Genomic DNA, 18,353 nt, shown 5'->3' on the forward strand with positions numbered 1-18,353 from the left:
CTACTTTACCATAGCCCTTTAAAGTTTGTCCTGTACCTGTCGTGATAATAACAGTTCGAGTGTGAAACGTACGCCAAAACCGGTGATGTCAGTCGGGATGTGTGCCAGTCCCCCCTTATTGTTGCCTGCCGAGAGGTCAACATGTAACCACGGCACATCATCGACAAAGCGCTTGAGGAAACGGCTGGCAAGAATGTGATCAGCACCGCCATCCAGTGAGCACTGTTTAACATCAGCAATGTGGCTGTCGAGTGCCTTGTCGTAATCGTCGTCAATCGGGAAGGGCCAGACACGTTCGCCACTGTCACGACCGGCCTGGATGATGTCATCGATCAAACTATCACGATTGGTAAAGGCGCCACTGTAATTCGTACCGAGTGCGGCGACACAGGAACCCGTCAGCGTGGCGTAGTCGATGATCATGGCCGGTTTTTTCTTTGCCGCGAAGGCCAGTGTATCGGCCAGTACCATGCGTCCCTCGGCATCGGTGTGGATGATCTCGATGCTGGTACCGTTACTGGCGGTGACGACGTCATTCTGTTTATAGGCCTTCGGACCGATATGGTTCTGCGCCAGGGCCAGCCAGCAATCAACCGGGAAGTTGACCCTGAGCTCACTGAGGGCGAGGAAGCTGCCGAGTGCCACGGCACTGCCTTCCATATCCTCATGCATGCCGTGCATGTAACGCGCCGGTTTCAGGTTCATGCCGCCGGTATCAAAACAGATCCCTTTGCCGACCAGAGCGTAGGCCGGCTGGGCAGATTTTTTCTGCGGCTCGTAGCGTAGGTGCAGGATACCGGCATCTTCTTCCGGGCTGCCCTGGGCGACAGCGACGAAGGCACCGGCCTTTTTCTTGCGCAGCGCGGCCATGGTATGGAACTGCATCTTCCAGCCATGCTGTTTGGCCAGTTTGGCGACGCGTTTTCGGTATAAGCCGGGCGTGAGCTCGTTGGGCGGCAGGGTGGTGAGGTATCGGGCCAGGTTATTGCCGGCGGCCGAGGCCTCGACGCGGCGCGTATCCAGGGGTTTTTTCTGGTTATATATAAGAATAGATTTAAGCTTACTGGCCGGGGCGGGCTTGGACTTCAGGCTCGGCATGCGTTCACTGGCGGCGAGCAGGGCGGCGAGCAGGGCCTCGGAGACGCGGCTGGCCAGCTTCGCCGGCAGGCCGGGCATACACAGGCTGAGGCTGGCCGGGTTTTGTGCCAGTTGTGGGGCGATCAGCTGGCGGGCCAGGCCGAGCAGGGCAAACGGGCTGATATCCTCTTTCACGCAGCCGAAGCTGATATGGGTGCGTGTGGCGTTGGGCAGGTCACATTCGAGCACCGCCGATTCGGCCGGATCCCGGCTTAAACGCTCCTTGAGGACCTCGCGCCAGGCCACGGTAGGCCATTTTTCGTTCCGAATCCCCTCCGGCAGCACCATGACGAGGTTCTGACAGGTCTCCAGATCTGACTTTGTAAGTGTGCTTACATGTTGTTTTATCTTGATTTTCATACCATTAGCCGCCTTGAGTGCTGGTGATTTTCTTGACCTTGAGGTCTAAAACGCCGATCATAGCGCGCCTATTTGTTAACGGGTAGCAAAGGATCCGAATGAAAGCCGCTGACAAGAAACGAGTTTTACGCGAAATGCTTTTCGCGCGCCGCTTCGAAGAACGTTGTTACGAAGCCTATGTTGAACGCAAAATTGGTGGATTCCTCCATTTGTACCCCGGTGAAGAGGCCTGTGCCTTCGGCGTACTCGAGGCCGCCAGGCCTGGTCATGACTATGTCATCACCAGTTACCGTGACCATGTGCATGCCATCAAGTGTGGGGTGCCACCGAAGGCCGTCATGGCCGAATTGTTTGCCAAGGAAACCGGTGTTTGCAAGGGCCTCGGTGGTTCCATGCACATCTTCGGTACCGAGCAGCGCTTCATGGGGGGCTACGCCCTCGTTGGCGGGCCGTTCCCGCTGGCCGCTGGTATCGCCAAGGGTATCAAGATGAAGGGGGGCGATGAGATCAGCATCTGCTTCCTCGGTGATGCCGCGAATAATCAGGGTGTCTTCCACGAGAGCCTCAACATGGCCAAGCTCTGGGACCTGCCGGTGCTCTATGTGTGTGAGAACAACCTGTATGGTATCGGCACGCGTATCGATCGATCGACGGCCGTGATTGACCAGTACAAACGTGTCAGTGGTTATGATATCCCCTCTGCGCAGGTCGATGGTCAGGATATCGATAAGGTCTACGAGGCCGCCCAGATTGCCGTTGACCATGTGCGCAGCGGCAAGGGTCCGTACTTCCTCGAGCTGATGACCTACCGCTATCGCGGTCACTCCATGTCTGACTCGAATGCCTACCGTACCAAGGAAGAGGAACGCATGTGGGGTACGCGTGACCCGATCATCATTCTGCGTGACCGCCTGATCGAGGCCGGTGAAATAACGCTCGATGATTACAGTGCCATGGATACCGAGATACTGGAAGAGATCGAGAACGAGGTGATCAAGTTTGCTGAAGAATCCCCGGAACCGTCTGCCGAACTGCTGCATAAGTATGTGCTTGCAGAGAACGACCCATGGGTTCACGGAGGTGCCAAGTAATGGCTGAGATTATGTACTGGGAAGCCTTGCGTCGTGCACACGATGAAGAGATGACCCGTGACCCACTCGTTATTTGTATGGGCGAAGACATCGGAGTTGCCGGTGGTACCTATAAGGCAACGAATGGCCTGTTCGACAAGTACGGTCCGGAACGCGTGATCGATACACCCATTTCAGAAGGCGGTTATACCGGTCTGGGTATCGGTGCATCGTTTCTCGGTGTGCGGCCGATCATTGAAATCATGTCGGTGAACTTTGCCTGGCTGGCGATGGATCAGATCTTCAACACAGCCGCCAAGGTGCGTTATATGTCCGGCGGTCAGCTGGAGGCCCCCGTTGTGATTCGTTCACCGGGTGGTACCGCGCATCAGTTGGGTGCCCAGCACTCGGCGCGTATGGAAAAGGTCTTTATGGGTGTGGCCGGTCTGCGTTCTGTGACGCCGTCGAATCCACGTCAGGCCTATGGCCTGCTGAAGTCTGCGATTCGTTGTAACGACCCGGTGTTCATTAATGAACACGAACTCATGTACAACATGAAGGGTGAGGTACCGGACGAAGAATACTTCATGCCCTTGGAGGGCAGTGAAATTGCCCGACAAGGAACGGATATTACCTTGTTTGGTTACAACATCTCGGTGCACTGGTGTACGCAGGCCGCCGAAATTCTGGCCAGCAAGCACGGTATTAACTGTGAGGTGATCGACCTGTATTCACTGGCGCCACTGGACCGTGACGGTATCAAGGCATCGGTCAGCAAGACACACCGTGCCATTATTGTCGAGGAAGCCGAACCGGCTGTCGGTGTGGGTTCCGAGGTCATGGCGATCATCAACGAAGAATGCTTCTTTGAACTGGATGCAGCACCTGTGCGGGTATCGGCACAGAATGTGCCGATACCGTATAACCACACACTGGAAAAGATGGCGATCCCGAATGCACAGGACGTGGTTAACAGCGTGCTGAAGATGTTTGGTCTCACAGGGTAGTTTGTTCCAAATAAATATTTGGCGCCTTAAGGCAAATCATTTCTGAACTTCTGTTGTGCCAGGGTAGTAAAATACCCTGGCACGGCACAACCAACATAACGACAAGACTATGGCCGAATCATACATGATTAAAATGCCACAGCTCTCGGACACAATGACCGAAGGCGTGGTGGTGACCTGGGAAAAGAACATCGGTGACAAGGTGTCACGTGGTGATATCGTCGCGACGGTCGAGACCGACAAGGCGATTATGGATGTGGAAGTCTTCCGTGAGGGATTCCTCTCCGGGCCGCAGGCCGCTGTCGGTGACACGGTTGCTGTGGGTGATTCGATTGCCTTTCTTGTTGCCACCGAGGCCGAAATCCAGGCTGCCGATTCAGCGGCACCTGAAGATTCTGCAAGCGCCGAGTCCGAAGGCAAGCCAGAGATTGAAGTCGATGCCAATGCCGATGTCGGTGTGCCGGCTGGTGTTACGTACACCATCAAGATGCCACAGTTATCCGATACCATGACCGAGGGTCTGGTGGTGAGCTGGGAAAAGGCCATTGGTGACAAGATCGAACGTGGTGATATCGTTGCCACGGTAGAGACCGACAAGGCCGTGATGGATGTCGAAGTCTTCCGTGATGGTTTCCTCTCCGGCCCGATTGCCGCTACGGATAGCACAATCGCCGTCGGTGAAGCCATGGCCTATCTGGTGGACAATGCGGAGCAGGTTGTAGCGGGTGAACACACGGGTGGCGGTGCTACGGCCGCTGCTGCCGAGAGTCATACACCAGCAGCAGTGATGAAAAAGGCTTCAGCACCGATGCCGGCCGTCAGCGCTGATGTGGCCCCGGCGGCACGTCCGGATAACAAACAGGCCACGCCGTTTGCGCGCAAGCTGGCAACTTCTCTACACGTGAACCTGAATACTCTGCACGGTAGTGGCCCGGACGGTGTGATCACCGCCGATGATGTACGCTCCGCGCAACCGATCGAGCGCCCAACCGAGATCGGTGCCCAGGTCCCGGCGCATGTCATGCCGGAGATCCAGGTGCCGGGTCATGGCCGCGATATGACCGCGATGGAAAAGGCCGTCAGCCATTCGATGACCGCGTCCTTAACGATGCCAACCTTCCGCGTCACCATTAATGCCAAACCCGGTGCGCTGATCAAGGCTGCCAAGGCCAACGGTGTTTCCGTAACGGTTGCAATTGCCAAGGCCTGTGCCGTGGCGATGGCAAAACACCCGAACATGAACTGGGCCTACCAGCCGGTCGACAAGATCGTTGAGCGCGACAATATCGATATCGGTATGGCCGTGTCTGCCGATGGCGGTGGTCTGGTCGTACCGGTGCTGCGTCATTGCGAGTCACGCAGTCTCGAAGAACTCAACGATAGCTGGGGCGACCTCGTCGGCCGTGCGCGCAAGCGTCGTCTGGCACCGGAAGAATATGCCAACCCGACCTTCATGGTCTCGAACATGGGCATGATGGGCGTCAGTTACTTTGATGCCATCCCGACCCCGGGCACGGCGGCGATCCTCGCGATCTCCTCGGCCGGTCCGGAGGGTATGCCGCTGACCATTACCGCCGATCACCGTGTGGTGAATGGTGCCGAGGTTGGCATGTATCTGAACACATTAAAAGCCGCCATCGAACAGCCGGAAGAGTGGATGGGCCCAAGTGGCCCGGCGATCCCGGAAGGTGACTGGGACTATGACGTCGTCGTCATCGGCGGTGGCCCGGGCGGTGAAGACTGTGCCCGTGACCTGGCCGGTCATGGCATCAAGGTCGCTATGATCAACGATTCGCCATTCCCGGGCGGTGAGTGCCTGTGGCGTGGTTGTATCCCGTCCAAGGCCTGGCGTGCTGCAGCGGATCGCATTCGCGACCGTGCCCACGATGAACACCTCGGCGTCACCGGCACCAACAAGGCCAAGCTCGACTGGGCGGCTTTGGAAAAGACCCGTCGTCACGTGCTTGAAACCCGTGGTGAGATGGCCCTGAAGACCGACAAGGGTGTCAAGGTCGATGTCATCCAGGGTTATGCGTTGTTTGAAAGTGAGCACCGCGTGTTTGTTGATACGAGTGCCAACAACGATAACCCGCATGCACGTGCACCTCTCGGTGATGCCTCGCAGGGTCGCCACATCAGCTTTGGTTGTGCCGTGATCGCCACGGGTGCACCACCCTTTATTCCGCCGATCCCGGATGCCGCCGAAGGCGTCGAGAACGGCAGTGTGCTGACCTCCGACACCGTCTGGGGCCTGGATGGCGTGCCAAAGAAACTTGCTGTCGTTGGTGGTGGTGCCATCGGTGTCGAGATGGCGCAGATCTTCCAGGACTTTGGTAGCAAGGTGACCCTGTTCGAGGCGCAGGACCGTATCCTCGCCGAGGTCGAACCAGAGATTGCCAAGAACCTTACGGCGATCCTCAATGACGACCCGAACCTGACCATCCTGACCTCGACCGGTCTTGCCAGTATCAAGGGCAAGCCGGGGGCGGTGAAGTTGTCTTATAAAGATAGCGACGGTAAGTCACACAGCCAGACGGTTGACTACGTCATCATGGCCACCGGTAAGCGCCCGTTACTCGAACCGCTGCAACTCGATAAGGCCGGTGTCGCCGTTGAGAACGGTATTATCAAGGCCGATGCCCGTTGCCGCACCAGCGTGCCGCATATCTTCGCCGTCGGTGATGTCATCGGTGGTCTGATGCTGGCGCATACTGCCGGTCAGCAGGGCCGTGTTGCTGCCATGACCATCCTCGGCGAGGATATGCAGTACGATCAGGATATGGACTCCGGTGTGATCTTCTCGCGCCCAGAGGCCGCCTTTGTTGGCCTGTCGGTCGAACAGGCCAAGGCCAAGGGCATCGATGCGGTTGAGGTGAAGATGCCGATGAGCATCGACGCCAAGGCCATGATCACCAACGAGACCCACGGCATGATCAAGATCGTCGCCGACAAGAGCAGTCAGCGTGTGATCGGGGTTCATTATCTGGCCGATCACGCCGATACCCTTATTGGTGAGGGTGTGATGATGGTCTCCGGGCGCATGAGCCTGGAGCAGGTGGCGAATGCCATCCACCCACACCCGACCCAGACTGAAATGTTTGGTGAAATGGCCCGACGCCTGTTATCACGTCTGCGTCGGAGCAAGAAAAAATAGACATTTTCCCGTGCCTGCGCGGACAGGTATATAACCGTGGGATGTAAGGGTGTCTGACGGTCTGGAAAATCTTGAACAATTGGGCGTGGATGAAGGTTCGCGTGTCCAGTTGTGCCGCATGCTGGAGAGCATCCCGCTGCCCAGTGATTTCTGCCGGAATGAGGTCGAGCGCCTGGCCAGTCATTTAGGCTGAGCCCCTGTTGTAAGGCTAAAGATTTGCCGCCTGCTACCGCTATATAAAGTATATAGCTCGGTTGTTGTTAGCGGGAAAGGGAACGGCTTCGTGTCTAAGTACTTGATTAATATTATAATTATTCTGGTTGCGTGGTTGGCAGGCGGTCCCGCCTCAGCCAATGCCCTGCGTTACGAGGCACCCCTGCATGAATCGAGCTGGCAAGTAAGCGCCTCACCACTGGTTTGCCGTCTGCGCCACGAGATCGGCTTTTATGGCAATGCCGAATTTGTCCGCTATGCCGGTCGCGAGATTTACCTGAGTGTGCATGTCGATCAGGGTGGGCCACGCTCCGGTAAGGCGCAATTACGGGCCCGGCCAGCCGCCTGGCAACACGGTGCGCAGGAAAGAAATTTTGGCAGCGTACGCTATCTGGGCGGCCGAGACCCTTTCCGCTTCAGCCGCACCCAGGTGCGCCGTATCCTGGCCTCACTGGAACAGGGCATGCTGCCGGCCTTGCATTATCATAGTGTCCTGAGTGGGGTAAAAGAGGTTGAGGTTGTCCTGTCGGCAGTAAAATTTCGTGATGGCCTGGCCGATTTTCGCACCTGTATGGCCGGTTTGATCCCGGTTGATTATAAGTCTGCCAGCGATAGCCATATCCTCTTTAGCACGGCCGACAACAAGCTGGACAGCAAGGCCCGTGCCCGTCTGGATGCGATCGCCGCCTTTGTCGCCAATGACCCAGAGATCAAACAAGTCAGTATTGAAGGTTATAGCGATAACATTGGTACACGCGGGGAAAATTATGCCCTCTCGCGTGAGCGTGCCGTGGCCGTACGTGAGTACCTGCTGGAGCGTAAGGTGCCGGAGGGCATGCTGCGATTCGACTACTATGGTGAGCACAAGCCCGCCCAGCCTAACCGTAGCGCCAAGGGGCGTGCTGCCAACCGCCGCGTGGAAGTGCAGTTGCACAAGTAAGCGACAAGCCCCTCCTGTCTGGGTATAATTACGGGCTATCTTGTTAATTTACAGTCACTTTCATGTTTGGCAGCAGTGCCGAGCGTGATCAAAATGCTCAGGAAAACAACATGGCTACGCGTAACATCAACAAAGTCGTTCTCGCCTATTCTGGCGGTCTGGATACCTCCGTGATCTTGAAGTGGTTGGAAGATGTGTATGGCTGCGAGGTCGTCACCTTTACCGCCGATATTGGTCAGGGTGAGGAAGTCGCCCCGGCACGTGCCAAGGCAGAGGCCATGGGCATCAAGGAAATCTATATTGAAGATCTGCGTGAAGAGTTTGCCCGTGATTACGTCTTTCCGATGTTTCGAGCCAATGCGATTTATGAAGGTGAATACCTGCTTGGCACCTCGATTGCCCGTCCCCTGATTGCCAAACGCCTGATTGAAATTGCCAACGAAACCGGCGCCGATGCCATTTCACATGGCGCCACCGGCAAGGGAAATGACCAGGTGCGTTTTGAACTGGGTGCCTATGCCCTCAAGCCTGGTGTCGAAGTGATTGCACCATGGCGTGAATGGGATCTGAACTCACGTGAAAAGCTGATGGCCTATGCCGAGCAACACGGTATTCCCGTTGAGATGAAGCAGGGCAAGAAGTCACCGTACTCCATGGATGCCAACCTGTTACATATCTCCTACGAGGGCGGGATTCTCGAAGACCCATGGGCCGAGCCGGAAGACAGTATGTGGCGCTGGACGGTTTCTCCCGAGCAGGCCCCGGACCAACCGACCTATATCGAGCTGGGTTACGAGAAGGGTGACATCGTCAGTATTGATGGCGTGGCCCTGTCGGCGGCAGAGGTCATGGAAACCCTGAACAAAATAGGTGGTGAGAATGGTATCGGTCGTGACGATATTGTCGAGAATCGTTTTGTCGGTATGAAGTCACGTGGTTGTTACGAAACACCTGCGGGCACCATCATGCTTAAGGGGCACCGCGCCATTGAATCGATCACCCTCGATCGGGAAGCCGCGCACCTGAAGGACGAACTGATGCCGCGTTATGCCAGTATTATCTACAACGGTTTCTGGTGGAGCCCGGAACGTGAAATGTTACAGGAGATGATTGACAAGTCTCAGCAATACGTAAACGGTATGGTGCGTCTCAAACTCTATAAGGGAAATGTCGTTGTTGTTGGCCGTAAGTCAGAGACCGATAGCCTGTTTGATGAAAGTATTGCCACCTTTGAAGACGATGCCGGCAGCTATAACCAGCAGGATGCAGAAGGCTTTATCAAACTGAATGCCCTGCGTATGCGTATCGCAGCGCGTAAACGTCTGAAATAGCCCCACTGGTCGCACTGGTGGGGTAATGCGGGTGGAAACTGCCAAGTGACAGGGAATCATACAATAAAGCCTGCTAGCGAAGAGATTCAGAGACAGGATACTGTCGATGAAGAGGCCTTGTTGGATGAGCGCGTGCGGATATTGTTTGCCCAGGCACCGTTGGCCCTGTTGGGCAGCATGCTCTGTGCCTTTGTGGTGACTTACTTTCTACTGGGTAAGGCCGATACGCAGACATTGCTGGTGTGGTGCGGTGTCTTGCTGCTGCTAACACTCATCAGATATACCCAGACCGCTGTTTTTCGTGCCGTATCCCCCCAACCTGTTCGGAAACACTGGCTGACGTTGTTTGAGGTCGGTGCTGCCCTGTCCGGCCTGACATGGGGGGCGCTGGCCCTGTTTGCCTTCCCGTCCGGACTGATTCTCTACCAGGGCTTTATTGCCGTGGTGATTGGCGGACTTGGGGCTGCCAGTGTCATGGTCTACGCCATGAGCCGCTACGCCGGACAGGCATTCATACTGTTGTCACTGGGGCCCGTGGCAGTGCGTTTCTTACTTGAAGGTAGTGCGCCGGCCACCTCATTGGGTTTGCTGGTGGCATTTACTGTTATTGCGTCAATATACATATCAGGGCGGGTGCATCACTCGCTTCTAAGTACGTTACTACTTTCCCGTAAAAATCTAAAGCTGGCTGAACAGCTTACCCGCTCGAAGGAAGATGCGGAAAGATTCAGCCAGAGATTACTTGAAGAGAATAAAGCGCGAAAAAAAATCGAAGCAACGGCACTGGAGGCCGAGGCGCGTTTCAGGAACCTCTCCGACGCAGCCTTCGAAGGCATTATTATTCACAATGAAGGCCAGGTGCTGGATATTAACTTTGCCATGGCTGATATGGTCGGTTTTGATCAGAGTGAATTGATAGGTCACAGTGTGCTCGAACTGGTTGCGCCAGAGTCGCGGGCACTGGTGATTGAAAAATTATCGCATCCTGATGAGAAGGCATTTGAAGTAATAGGTCTGCGTGCCAATGGTGAACGATTTCCCGCCGAGGTCTGTGGGCGCGACTATCCCTATCGTGGCAAGCGAGTACGTGTCAGTGCCATTCGTGATATCAGTCACGAACGTCAGGCTGAGCATTCCCTCTACAAGTATGAACAACATATGCGGCTGTTGGTAGAAAAGACGCCACTGGCGGTTATCGAGTGGGATGCTGATTTCAGGGTCAGGGAATGGAATCCTTCTGCAGAGCATATTTTCGGTTATACGCGGAATGAAGTGCTGGGCCGACATGCTATTGAGCTTATCATACCAAATCATGTAGTCGAACTGGTTGACTCAATCTGGAGACAGATTACGCGTGGTGAGGGCGGTGAGAGAAGTACCAATGACAACAAGACCAAGTCAGGCGAGATTATCATTTGTGAATGGTACAACACCCCGCTTATTGATAGTAATGGTGACCTTGATGGTGTGGTGTCATTAGCCAGTGATATTACTGAACGTGTCCAGGCGCAGGAAGCGCTGTTTAATGAAAAAGAGTTTGCCGAGACCACACTGGCCTCAATTGGTGACGGCGTTATTACTACGGATGAAAAAGGTAATCTTACTTATCTTAACCCGGTTGCTGAGGCCCTGACAGGCTGGAGTCTGGACGAGGCAGAGGGCAATACACTTTACAAAATATATCAGGTGACGGATGAATTTGGTCATCGTCTGAGTGTAGACCCGGTTCAGCGTTGCATGGAGAATGCCGAACGCATTGAAACGAATCAGAATCTGTCACTGCAGAATCGTGATGGCAGGCGTTTCCCTATAGTGCATACTATTTCTCCCATTTTTGATACCAATGGAGTCGTTATCGGTTCCGTATTGGTGATCAGGGATATCTCCGAGTTGAAATTGCTGGAAAATCAGCTGGTCTACCAGGCTTCACATGACCCACTGACAGGCTTGGTGAACCGGCATGAATTTGAGCTTCGTGTTGAACGAAGTATCGCCTTGGCATCGGCCGAGAATATGCGCCATGTATTGATGTACCTTGACCTCGATCAGTTTAAAGTTGTGAATGATACTTGCGGGCATATTGCCGGGGATGAATTGCTTAAACAAATCAGTACGCAATTACATCGCCATTTGCGTGATACGGATACCCTGGCCCGCCTGGGTGGTGATGAATTTGGAGTGCTTCTTGAAGGTTGTCCGATAGAGAAGGGGGAGAATATTGCCGAGGTGCTGCGAGAGACAATTCGTGATTACCGTTTTGTCTGGCAAGACAAAACATTTGAAATTGGTGTCAGCATTGGACTTGTCGCGATCACCGCAGAGGGGGGTTCCCTGACAGACATCATGAGCGCAGCTGATTCGGCCTGTTATGTGGCCAAGGACCTGGGGCGTAATCGTAGCCATATTTATCTGGAGAGTGATGACATCCTCGCTGCCCGGCATGGTGAGATGCGCTGGGTGCAGCGAATTAGTGAGGCCATTGCTGATGACCGGCTGGTGCTCTATGCACAAAAGATTGAATCACTGGATGCCGCTAATAACGAACTGCACTTCGAGGTGCTGGTGAGGATGTTAGACGAAGAAGGTAATATCATTCCTCCAGGGGCATTTATCCCTGCGGCGGAACGCTATAATCTGATGTCAAATATTGATCGCTGGGTGATCAGAAATGCACTACAGAATATAGATACGGTGCTTGCCGATAATCCTGAACTGGATTTTGTCTGTGCGCTGAACATATCCGGGCAGTCGCTTGGTGACGATGACTTTCTCGATTTTGTCATGCAGCAGATTAATCTTTCCCGTGTTGAATCGACCTCGATTTGTTTTGAGATCACGGAGACTGCCGCTATCGCTAATCTCAATCAGGCTATGCATATTATTGATACCTTGCATGGCATTGGTTTTCGTTTCTCGCTGGATGATTTTGGCAGTGGCCTGAGTTCGTTTGCCTATCTAAAAAATCTTAAGGTGGATTATCTGAAGATAGACGGTGGTTTTGTGCGCAATATTATTGAAGAGCCGGTAAACAGCGCCATGGTTGAGGCCATAAACAAGATTGGCCATGTCATGGAGATAAAAACCATTGCTGAATTTGTTGAGGACCGCATAGTTCGCAATTACCTGCGCGGCATCGGTGTTGATTATGCACAGGGTTACGGTATTCAACGCCCCATACCGCTGATGGAAATATTCGAAAATGATTGATGCTTGATATATTTATCAAGCATCAATCCGAAACTATCAATCCTTTATTTACACTTCTGTCCGAGCCAGTAGTCAACACTGACGTATTTACCACTGCCGATAAAGAACAATACCAACAGCATGATGAAGTATGTGGCACCAAACTCGATACCGTTATTAAGGATGGCAATACCCCCCTGTTCGGTCAGCCAGTCATAATTACCGTGCTGTTGGAGAAGTTCCTTGGCAGCGGCCAGGCGTTCAGCGGCAGCATTGGCATCGGCGCAATTGAACAGGCAAAATTTTGCGTCGGCGATCGCCTGCCAGCCGTTGCCCCAGTGGACGCTAAACATGGCAACCAGCATGGTGAACATGAGAGGGATGGAGAACCAGCGCACACCGAGGCCAATCAGCAGGGCAATGGCCCCCAGCATCTCCGTAGACATGGCAAGGAAGGTCATTAGCTCCGGCGCAGGCAGACCCAGGCCCCAGTCTGGGTTGCCAAACCAGGCCGCGGTATCTTCAAAGGCATTGAATTTGCTCATGCCGGCCATCCAGAATATCGGGGCCAGGTAGAGTCTCATGGCCAACGGGCCTAGAAAATCAAATGTACGGGTGCGGTCGAGTAGTTGTTGTAATTGGCACAGAAAACCCATGAGATTACCTCCTTTTTGATTATTGTAAATATAGGTTCCTTATGTACGGCTGGTACCTAAGATAATATTCCTGTCCTTTAGTTCCCTTAATGTCTGTAAGCCGGCATTGACGACGGCCTCGGCAGAGGGGTGCTGTAGCTCAGCGGCGATTTGTTCGAGCGCAGCCTGGCCCGTCAGTGTTTCATCTTCGTTGAGCAGAAACAGCAGACGTGCGGTGACAGCATTAACCTCCATAAAGCGCACTTCGTCATCCATGTCGCGGTAGACAATCAAATGGCAGCCCTGTGCAGCAGGTGTATCGGGCAAATACTCAGGTGCTATTTTGTGCACCTCGAACTGGTAACTCAGTGGCCAGGCCAATGCCGAGAGTTGTGGGTGAGCGCTGAGCAGATCACCATCAGGGTCGACGCTAGCCAGATCATTTTCAGTCTCATCGATCTCAATGGCGAGTTCCACCCATTCATAATGAGCGAGTTCGAGCATGAAGGGGTAGTCGCAATCCCGCATCTCATGCTCGTTTTGCAGGTAGTTGATAAATTCCTGGGAGATTTCGAGGAAGTAGGGTGTATGGCACTTGTGCTTGATAAAGAAGCTGCGCACCATGCTGTGCCAGTCAGTATCATTATAGAGTGTGCGCAGAACCGGGAAGCCACTGCTGATAAAGCCCTCTATATTATTGTAGAACAGGCTGCGATAGATATTGATACGACGATCTTCGATCCCTTCTGGGGCGGGACAGTTCTCGGGGTCACGGATATGCGCCGTAAACGCATGTTGTACGGACTTGAAGTCGTCGTTATCAGGCGTGGCTGGCAAGGGCGGGCGCATCGTTTTGTTGGGTCCACTTTTTCTGGTATTCGCTGATGGTATCGACTTCCTTGAGGAGTTCCTCGAGAGGCGGAATATTAAAGTCCCTTTCTAGCAGGGTCGGGATCACCCCGAAGCGTTGGTAGGTCTTATCGAGCAGGTCCCAGACCGGGTTGATGACATCGGCACCGTGGGTATCGACGACCAGGTCTTCGGCCTCGTTATAGTGGCCGGCGATGTGGATATAGGCGCAGCGTTCCACCGGCATGGCATAGAGGAACTCCTCGGCGTTATAGCCGTGATTGATGCTGTTGACGTAGATATTGTTGACATCGAGGTGCAACAGGCAATCGGCCTGTTCCAGCACGGCCTTCAAAAAGTCGATTTCCGCCATCTCCTGACCGGGGGCGGCATAGTAGGATACATTCTCCATGGCAATGCGCTCACCGAGGATGTCCTGCACACGAAGGATACGCTCAACGACATGTTTGACGGCTTGTTCGGTAAAGGGGATCGGCATGAGGTCATAGAGATGCCCTTCATCACTGCAGTAGCTCAGGTGTTCGCTATACAGCTTGATATCATGCGCGCGCATGAATTTTTTGACACGTCTGACAAATTCTTCATCAAGGGGGGCCGGGCTGCCAATCGACAGTGACAGGCCATGACAGACGAAATCGTGTTGTTCGGTAAAGGCGCGGAACTCGCGGCCCATCTTGCCTCCGAGACCAATCCAGTTCTCGGGAGCGACTTCATAGAAATTTACTTGAGAGGGGTTTTGCTCGGCCAGCGGACCCATAAGGGCCCGCCGGTAACCGAGACCGGCACCATGAACAGGAAAGCGATTCATGTCCATAGTCCTTAAGTATTACCCGTAAGGAGACGGCTTACTTACTGCCGCACTTGCCTTCGCCACACTTACCTTCTGTGCCTTTCTTCTGGGCTTTACCCTGTGCGCCGCACTTACCTTCCATGTTTTTCTCCATTTCCTTTTTGCCGCCGCACTTGCCTTCGCCACACTTGCCTTCCATTGCCTTCTTTTCTTTCTTACTGCCGCACTTGCCTTCGCCACACTTGCCTTCAGCTATCTGCTGGTAACCGGCAGACAGGTCAGTCATGCCAAAAGGGTTGACGTCAGCAGAAACGGGGGCGGCGGCGATTGACAGGGCAAAGGCAGTACCGATAGCCGCAGCCAGTGGAGTTACAGTTTTCTTAGACATGGGGTGTTGTCTCCTGAGTTAATGTCCTAATTAAGTTTTTGTTGTGATTATTGTGGTAACAATTACCACTGCCCGTTATTCGGTAATCACGTGATAAATATGACAGTCCCTGTCTAGGTTAGTTCCTGGGTAGCAGTGGACTGGCCGGCTCATTATTATCCCAATGCGGCAATGCTGACAAGAACAAGTTTCCGTTGCTGTGAAGTGCGCTCAAAAATAATGCCCTGCCTTCGGAATAAACAGGCAGGGCATTGATTCTACAAGGTATTATGATTTACTTAGCGCCGCACTTGCCTTCCATTTCCTTCTTGGCTTTATCACCGCCGCACTTGCCTTCCATTTCCTTCTTGGCTTTATCACCGCCGCACTTGCCTTCGCCACACTTGCCTTCAGCTGGCTTGTCATCGGAGGGCTTGTCGCCCCAGGCAACACTGTAGCCGTTGGCCAGGTCAGAGACGGCAAACGGGTTTTCAGCGGCGGCCAGAGGTGTAGCGGCAATCGAGACAACAAAGGCGGCGGCAATAGGGGTAAGGGTCTTCTTCATGGTATTTCTCCCAAAACTGATTAATTAATTGTAATTGCCTTCTATGGCAAATGAATAATACTAACAGTCGGTTACTGCGTCTGTGCAGACATGACCGTATTGTCATAAATAGGACACAGCGATGGGGGAAAAGTTCAGTGGGGTCGCAAGGGACCTGTGACCCGGATTGTTTATTTTTTGAGCAGTTTGCGCAGGCAGTCCAGATAACCCTGTTCATCGGGCATGCGGCCATCGCGCTGGGCACGCCAGAGCATTTCACCGAGGCATTCCATGACCTGGTGCTCGGCCACATGCGGATCACCGGCCTGCATGACCAGTTGCTGGAACAGCCCGGCGATCCCCTGCGGCCGGTCGGTGCTGAGTTGTTCATGGATGGCGATGTGCATGCCCATGTGCAGGAAGGGGTTGGTCTCGCCGGCCTCGGGCAGGTAGTCGCGTGCCAGGGCCTTGTCTTCATTCTCCAGTAAGGGCTGGTATTCCGGATGCTGGCTGAGAATGCCGGCGATCAGTTCCTCAATCGGCTCTAAGGCCTGATTTTTATTGTATTTTTCCCAAGCCTGGAGAAACACCTGACGCATCTGGTTACGGTCGTTACTAAACATAGTTATTCAAATTGATGATTTAGGATGGATGATCGATGATTTTACCTGGATCATCAATCGCTTTTTGTCTTTGGGCGATATTCACAGAGATCGGCGATGATACACGTTGGGCAATCAGGCCGTCTCGCTTTACAGACATAACGTCCGAGCAGGATCAGCCAATGATGGGCGTCGAGCTTGAATTCATCCGGGATGAATTTGGTTAATTTCTTCTCGACCTCGACCACATTCTTACCCGGGGCGATACCGGTGCGATTACTGACCCGGAAGATATGTGTGTCGACGGCGATGGTTGGTTGACCAAAGGCCGTGTTCAATATCACATTGGCGGTTTTGCGCCCGACCCCGGGCAGGGCCTCGAGCGATTCGCGATCCTGTGGTACCTCGCTGCCATGTTGCTCGATAAGCATCCGACAGGTCTTGATGATATTCGCGGCCTTGCTGTTAAACAGGCCAATGGTCTTGATGTATTGTTTCAGGCCCTTTTCGCCGAGGGCGAGGATGGCCTCGGGCGTATTCGCCACCGGGTAGAGTTTATCAGTGGCCTTGTTAACACCGACATCCGTGGCCTGGGCGGAGAGGATCACGGCGATTAGCAACTCGAACGGGCTCTGATAATTCAGCTCCGTAGTGGGCTTTGGATTCTGTGCCCGCAGGCGGGTGAAGATTTCAGTACGTTTTGTTTTATTCATAGATCGAGTATGTAACGCAAAGGTCGCAAAGGCGCAGAGTTCGCAAAGTTATTTTAAAGTATTCCTGGCGTGGTTTGCGCCTTTGCGTTCTCTGCGTCAAAATTCGGATTCAGGCCGGTTTACTTTCGGCGATGCTGTCACGGGTAATGATAACTGAGGTCTTTTTGAGCCTATCATCAATAATATTCTTCACCGCGATCAACAGCCCAAGACCTAAAAACGCCCCCGGTGGCAGGATGGCAAGCAGGAAGCCGCGGTAATCACCGATGAGGGTAATGGTCCAGTCACGGGCGACCTCGCCGAACATGAGGTGGGCATTGGCAAACAGGGTGCCCTGGCCCAGGACCTCACGCAGCGCACCGAGTAATAACAATACCAGGGTAAAGCCCAGGCCCATCATAAAACCATCCATGGCGGCACGGTCTACTGTGGTCCGTGAGGCATAGGCCTCGGCGCGGCCGAGTATGGCGCAGTTGGTCACAATCAGCGGGATGAAGATGCCAAGCACCTTGTGCAGTTCAAACAACCAGCCCTGCATGGCGAGGTCGATCGCGGTAACAAATGAGGCGATGATCATCATAAAGGCCGGGATGCGGATTTCCGGACGCACCAGGTTTCGGATCAATGATACCGAGGTATTCGAGGCCAGTAACACCAGTGTTGTCGCCAGGCCGAGACCCAGGGCATTGACCACGGTCGATGAGACCGCGAGGAGTGGGCAGAGGCCGAGTAGTTGCACGAAACCGATGTTATTATCCCAGAGGCCATTACGGCTTAGTTTTCCGTAGCTGTCAGTCATCCTCTACCTCCTTTACAAACAAGGCCTCGCCCTGTTCACGATAATATTGCAGAACCCTGAATACAGCCTTGACCACGGCACGTGGGCTGATCGTCGCGCCGGTGAACTGGTCAAAGTCACCGCCATCCTTTTTTACCCGCCAGCCATTGGCTGATGGATTGTCGAGGGAGCGGCCGACAAAGCCCTGTATCCAGTCAGAACGATCCACATCGATGGCATCCCCGAGCCCCGGGGTCTCGCGGTGCTGGCTGACACGAACGCCAAGCAACTCGCCATTGTGTTTGATGGCCACCAGTAAGTGGATATTACCGTTATAACCGTCCGGGGCGATCGTCTCAATGACAATAGCCACCGGCTGCTGCTTTTGCCTGGCGCGAAACACGCGCATGGGTTTAGCGCTGCCAAGGCGGCCATCACTGACCTCGATAATGTCCGTGAACAGGTCATTGTCATGCAGGGCCGGGGGAACCAGTGCATGCAGGCTGCGTAACAGGGCAGCGCGCTGGCTCTCGGCGATCGGTTGCTCGGTCGCCTTAAAGGTGTAGGCGACCAGGCCGGTACCGATAATGGCAAACAGGCCCAACAGCAGCGCCGTACGCAACATGTGTTGCATGAGTGCGGTCCTGGCCGACATC

17 protein-coding genes are annotated in these 18,353 nt (G+C 54.0%); 7 read left to right on the forward strand and 10 right to left on the reverse strand.

Annotated features, from left to right (window positions below; translation table 11 throughout):
• Positions 1–18 precede the first annotated feature (18 nt).
• Positions 19–1,497, reverse strand: coding sequence for a M17 family metallopeptidase (locus tag EL386_RS04490; RefSeq protein WP_197722146.1), 1,479 nt, complete (start codon positions 1,495–1,497; stop codon positions 19–21).
• A 98-nt stretch (positions 1,498–1,595) separates the two neighbouring features.
• Here EL386_RS04490 and pdhA point away from each other — a divergent pair, with 98 nt between their 5' ends.
• The 7 genes from pdhA (at position 1,596) to EL386_RS04520 (ending at position 12,419) form a co-directional block, all read left to right on the forward strand.
• On the forward strand, positions 1,596–2,588 hold the full coding sequence (gene pdhA, locus EL386_RS04495) for a pyruvate dehydrogenase (acetyl-transferring) E1 component subunit alpha (protein ID WP_126453843.1): 993 nt from the start codon (positions 1,596–1,598) through the stop codon (positions 2,586–2,588).
• Positions 2,588–3,574 (forward strand): alpha-ketoacid dehydrogenase subunit beta, encoded by a 987-nt coding sequence (locus tag EL386_RS04500; RefSeq protein WP_126453845.1) that lies wholly within the window; start codon positions 2,588–2,590, stop codon positions 3,572–3,574. The genes pdhA and EL386_RS04500 overlap by 1 nt, the downstream gene beginning before the upstream one ends.
• A gap of 109 nt (positions 3,575–3,683) precedes the next feature.
• Positions 3,684–6,728 (forward strand): FAD-dependent oxidoreductase, encoded by a 3,045-nt coding sequence (locus tag EL386_RS04505; RefSeq protein ID WP_126453847.1) that lies wholly within the window; start codon positions 3,684–3,686, stop codon positions 6,726–6,728.
• 49 nt (positions 6,729–6,777) lie between these two features.
• On the forward strand, positions 6,778–6,921 hold the full coding sequence (locus tag EL386_RS15585) for a hypothetical protein (RefSeq protein WP_172597614.1): 144 nt from the start codon (positions 6,778–6,780) through the stop codon (positions 6,919–6,921).
• 90 nt (positions 6,922–7,011) lie between these two features.
• Positions 7,012–7,881 (forward strand): flagellar protein MotY, encoded by an 870-nt coding sequence (locus EL386_RS04510; RefSeq protein WP_126453849.1) that lies wholly within the window; start codon positions 7,012–7,014, stop codon positions 7,879–7,881.
• A gap of 110 nt (positions 7,882–7,991) precedes the next feature.
• Positions 7,992–9,212: an argininosuccinate synthase gene (locus tag EL386_RS04515; protein WP_126453851.1), complete on the forward strand. Its 1,221-nt coding sequence runs from the start codon at positions 7,992–7,994 to the stop codon at positions 9,210–9,212.
• 45 nt (positions 9,213–9,257) lie between these two features.
• A complete protein-coding gene (locus tag EL386_RS04520) occupies positions 9,258–12,419 on the forward strand; it encodes a PAS domain S-box protein (RefSeq protein WP_126453853.1) in 3,162 nt (1,053 codons plus the stop codon).
• A 44-nt stretch (positions 12,420–12,463) separates the two neighbouring features.
• On the opposite strand, the gene EL386_RS04525 is transcribed toward EL386_RS04520, so the two are convergent.
• The 9 genes from EL386_RS04525 to rsxG all read right to left on the reverse strand — a co-directional run bounded on the left by EL386_RS04525 (position 12,464) and on the right by rsxG (position 18,352).
• On the reverse strand, positions 12,464–13,054 hold the full coding sequence (locus EL386_RS04525; protein WP_126453855.1) for an HvfX family Cu-binding RiPP maturation protein: 591 nt from the start codon (positions 13,052–13,054) through the stop codon (positions 12,464–12,466).
• Between the two features lie 39 nt (positions 13,055–13,093).
• Entirely contained in the window at positions 13,094–13,870 is a 777-nt protein-coding gene (locus tag EL386_RS04530) for an HvfC family RiPP maturation protein (RefSeq protein WP_232020246.1), read from the reverse strand.
• Positions 13,854–14,711: an HvfB family MNIO-type RiPP peptide maturase gene (locus EL386_RS04535; protein WP_420856723.1), complete on the reverse strand. Its 858-nt coding sequence runs from the start codon at positions 14,709–14,711 to the stop codon at positions 13,854–13,856. Before EL386_RS04535 ends, EL386_RS04530 begins: the two co-directional genes overlap by 17 nt.
• A 37-nt stretch (positions 14,712–14,748) precedes the next feature.
• Positions 14,749–15,081 (reverse strand): HvfA family oxazolone/thioamide-modified RiPP metallophore, encoded by a 333-nt coding sequence (locus EL386_RS04540; protein WP_126453861.1) that lies wholly within the window; start codon positions 15,079–15,081, stop codon positions 14,749–14,751.
• 274 nt (positions 15,082–15,355) lie between these two features.
• Entirely contained in the window at positions 15,356–15,625 is a 270-nt protein-coding gene (locus EL386_RS04545) for an HvfA family oxazolone/thioamide-modified RiPP metallophore (RefSeq protein ID WP_126453863.1), read from the reverse strand.
• Between the two features lie 170 nt (positions 15,626–15,795).
• Positions 15,796–16,227: a DUF1841 family protein gene (locus EL386_RS04550; protein ID WP_126453865.1), complete on the reverse strand. Its 432-nt coding sequence runs from the start codon at positions 16,225–16,227 to the stop codon at positions 15,796–15,798.
• 53 nt (positions 16,228–16,280) lie between these two features.
• Positions 16,281–16,919 (reverse strand): endonuclease III, encoded by a 639-nt coding sequence (gene nth, locus EL386_RS04555; RefSeq protein ID WP_126453867.1) that lies wholly within the window; start codon positions 16,917–16,919, stop codon positions 16,281–16,283.
• A 109-nt stretch (positions 16,920–17,028) separates the two neighbouring features.
• Complete coding sequence (locus EL386_RS04560) at positions 17,029–17,718, reverse strand: electron transport complex subunit E (RefSeq protein WP_126453869.1); 690 nt, start codon at positions 17,716–17,718, stop codon at positions 17,029–17,031.
• Positions 17,711–18,352, reverse strand: a complete 642-nt coding sequence (gene rsxG, locus EL386_RS04565) for an electron transport complex subunit RsxG (protein WP_172597615.1) — start codon at positions 18,350–18,352, stop codon at positions 17,711–17,713. The genes EL386_RS04560 and rsxG overlap by 8 nt, the downstream gene beginning before the upstream one ends.
• Position 18,353: the final 1 nt, after the last annotated feature.

The sequence above is a fragment of the Sulfuriflexus mobilis genome (genome assembly GCF_003967195.1).
GTDB classification, from domain to species: domain Bacteria; phylum Pseudomonadota; class Gammaproteobacteria; order AKS1; family AKS1; genus Sulfuriflexus; species Sulfuriflexus mobilis.

Excerpts from the sequence above, each read along its gene's own strand:
- EL386_RS04505 (WP_126453847.1), top strand. The coding sequence starts at position 3,684 with ATGGCCGAATCATACATGATTAAAATGCCACAGCTCTCGGACACAATG.
- EL386_RS04535 (WP_420856723.1), bottom strand. The coding sequence starts at position 14,711 with ATGAATCGCTTTCCTGTTCATGGTGCCGGTCTCGGTTACCGGCGGGCC.
- EL386_RS04560 (WP_126453869.1), bottom strand. The coding sequence starts at position 17,718 with ATGACTGACAGCTACGGAAAACTAAGCCGTAATGGCCTCTGGGATAAT.
- EL386_RS04490 (WP_197722146.1), bottom strand. The coding sequence starts at position 1,497 with ATGAAAATCAAGATAAAACAACATGTAAGCACACTTACAAAGTCAGAT.
- EL386_RS04500 (WP_126453845.1), top strand. The coding sequence starts at position 2,588 with ATGGCTGAGATTATGTACTGGGAAGCCTTGCGTCGTGCACACGATGAA.
- nth (WP_126453867.1), bottom strand. The coding sequence starts at position 16,919 with ATGAATAAAACAAAACGTACTGAAATCTTCACCCGCCTGCGGGCACAG.
- EL386_RS04525 (WP_126453855.1), bottom strand. The coding sequence starts at position 13,054 with ATGGGTTTTCTGTGCCAATTACAACAACTACTCGACCGCACCCGTACA.
- EL386_RS04545 (WP_126453863.1), bottom strand. The coding sequence starts at position 15,625 with ATGAAGAAGACCCTTACCCCTATTGCCGCCGCCTTTGTTGTCTCGATT.
- EL386_RS04515 (WP_126453851.1), top strand. The coding sequence starts at position 7,992 with ATGGCTACGCGTAACATCAACAAAGTCGTTCTCGCCTATTCTGGCGGT.
- EL386_RS04550 (WP_126453865.1), bottom strand. The coding sequence starts at position 16,227 with ATGTTTAGTAACGACCGTAACCAGATGCGTCAGGTGTTTCTCCAGGCT.
- pdhA (WP_126453843.1), top strand. The coding sequence starts at position 1,596 with ATGAAAGCCGCTGACAAGAAACGAGTTTTACGCGAAATGCTTTTCGCG.
- rsxG (WP_172597615.1), bottom strand. The coding sequence starts at position 18,352 with ATGTCGGCCAGGACCGCACTCATGCAACACATGTTGCGTACGGCGCTG.
- EL386_RS04540 (WP_126453861.1), bottom strand. The coding sequence starts at position 15,081 with ATGTCTAAGAAAACTGTAACTCCACTGGCTGCGGCTATCGGTACTGCC.